Raw genomic sequence first — 2,394 nt, forward strand, 5'->3', positions numbered from 1 at the left:
AACCGGATCGTTTCGTATGACCAGTATGGACGTCCGGCGGCGGTCATGGGGCAGAGGTTGTAATGCAGACATTTATCCAGGGAACCTCGTTTGACGCTATCAACTCGATGGCGGTTAACTACGTGATGGATGTGCTGGACATCTCCGGTTCGGGTAGCAAATCCTACCCGGCTGGATGTACCTACCAGGCATCACTTCTTATCGAGTCGGTTATCCAGGTGATGCCGACTAATAACCCGTATCAGGTAACTGTTTCCGGGAATGTCGTCTCATGGAACGTGGCGACGCCGATCCGGCTGGTAGTGTTCGCCTCGCCTAATACGGGGCGGGAGTCGGATTATTACGGATTCTCTCTCTACTCCTACGACGGCAACGGCAACAGGACAATTAAACTTGCGCCTGACTTCACCCCGTTTTGCCTGGTCAGCGTGATTGATGTTCCGCCGGGTAGCCAGAACATTGCCTCATCAGTCCCGCTGGGTCAGAAAATCGTGACGTTTATCCGTGCGCGCGACGGCGATGCGCGGATGCCGACGTCCTTTTACCAGCAGTACAATGCCGGAGGCAATTACGGATTCTCGTTCGTACAGACGGGCGGCATGACACAAACGGGTTGCCGCCTGTACATATTCTCTAACTACCTGGTGAACATTCCCGACTGGGGATTTTTCGTTTACCGGGACGGCGCAATGGTATGGCACAGCAACTGCCTGCCGCTGAACATGCAACTTTTAGCGGGGGATGCAACGTCGGCAGCCCCAATGGCAGTCACTCCCGGCATCACCTCCGGGATTTATATTCCACAAGACCCATCGAATCCACAATATGGCGGCTACCTGAACATGAACTGCTCCAGCGCGGGTATTTCTAATGGCGTCTGGAAAGCGTCCTCGGCGGTGGTCTATTCCAGCCGGATTATTTCTTCCAGTGAGGCCTCTGCGTTTAAGCCGTGGGCTATCAGTGGCAGGGTGGGCTTTATCGACTGCAGTATCTACGATCAGTATTACCCCTATGCACTCGGGCTGGTTTAGCCCGCCTGAAAAATCACTCATTCCACATCAGACCCGCCGCGAGCGGGTTTTTTATTGCCCGGAGACAACATGATTTACACCACTGGCACGATCGCCGGCAGCGGCAGCACACTCACCGGTACCGGAACTAATTTCGCAGCGGCGGGAAGCCTGATCCGCAACGGCTGCACCGTCATTGTCCTGACCAACCCGGCGCAGGTATTTCAGATTACCGGCGTGACCAACGCCACACAGCTGGCCGTGACGCCCGCGGTCAATCCGGCGATCCCGGCAGGCACCCGTTATGCCATTTTGCTGAGCGATAGCCTGAGCGTGGACGGACTGGCGCAAGATATTGCCGAGACGTTCGGTATGTATCAGCGGTACATGAGCGGTTTTGCCGATGTCATGACAGGCACGGGGAATGTCACAATCACCATCAATGGCACATCGGTTACTGTGCCTGCGCAAAAATCGCTTGTTCAGAAGGGGGCTAATGGGGCAGCGCCTGTTGAATCCGGTGGTACAGGATCTATAACGGCTGCTGGCGCTCGCGGTAATCTGGGTATCAGTGACAAACAGCTCAACTCTGTAGATGGGAAAACGGGTGGGACAATATCAAGTCCCGCCAATGCTACCGGCTCACTGGGGATCATCACTAATGCCTCCAGCTATGGTGCGCTGAACTTCATTTATCCGTCGACACAGAAAACTATGGCCTATGCATTCTGTGAGAACTACGGTGATGTCGTTATTGTTACGACCGCCGCGACTGTGGCAGGCACAGAAAAATATTTCGCGATGCGCCAGAACGGCAACTTCACTACCCAGGGCAATATCAGTTGCGTTTCGCTGACCCAGACGTCCGACGCCGATAAAAAAGATGATATCGCAACGATAAATAATGCCCGCGACAAAATCCGGCTGCTGCGTGGCGTGACTTATATCCTCAAAGACACAGGGATGCCGTCTGCAGGTGTGATCGCACAGGAACTGATGGACGTGTTGCCGGAGGCTATAGGGTCTGTATTTGATGATTATGACCAGTATGAGTCTGTCGAGGAGCCGTACCAGGATGAGAAGCTCGCCGAGAACGGAGAGCCGATCACTGTCACCGAAACGCGCGTGGTTACCCGCCTGAAACGGGCGCGAGATGACAGCAAGCGCAGCTACACCGTGGACTACGCAGCGGTCACCGGCCTGGTGCTGCAAACAGCAGTGGAACTGGATCAGGCTTTAACCACCATCGAGGAAAAACAGCACAATATGGAAGCGTTTCTGCAAACCCTCGGGTATAACCCTGAAACTGACTACACCATTGCTGAAGAAGATTAATAGGCCGCACCGTATTGCATTACCCATCCTGAGAATCTACTGTATGTAT

General features: G+C 54.1%; 2 protein-coding genes. Both read left to right on the forward strand.

What is annotated here, in order from left to right:
* Positions 1–62: 62 nt before the first annotated feature.
* A complete protein-coding gene (locus EV102420_RS20750; protein ID WP_042396212.1) occupies positions 63–1,031 on the forward strand; it encodes a hypothetical protein in 969 nt (322 codons plus the stop codon).
* A gap of 69 nt (positions 1,032–1,100) precedes the next feature.
* Entirely contained in the window at positions 1,101–2,345 is a 1,245-nt protein-coding gene (locus EV102420_RS21945; RefSeq protein WP_077776574.1) for a tail fiber domain-containing protein, read from the forward strand.
* Positions 2,346–2,394: the final 49 nt, after the last annotated feature.

It is taken from the genome of Pseudescherichia vulneris NBRC 102420 (assembly GCF_000759795.1).
GTDB lineage: Bacteria > Pseudomonadota > Gammaproteobacteria > Enterobacterales > Enterobacteriaceae > Pseudescherichia > Pseudescherichia vulneris.

Bases quoted from the DNA above. Each gene is read 5' to 3' on its own strand.
- EV102420_RS20750 (WP_042396212.1), top strand. From the start codon at position 63: ATGCAGACATTTATCCAGGGAACCTCGTTTGACGCTATCAACTCGATG.
- EV102420_RS21945 (WP_077776574.1), top strand. From the start codon at position 1,101: ATGATTTACACCACTGGCACGATCGCCGGCAGCGGCAGCACACTCACC.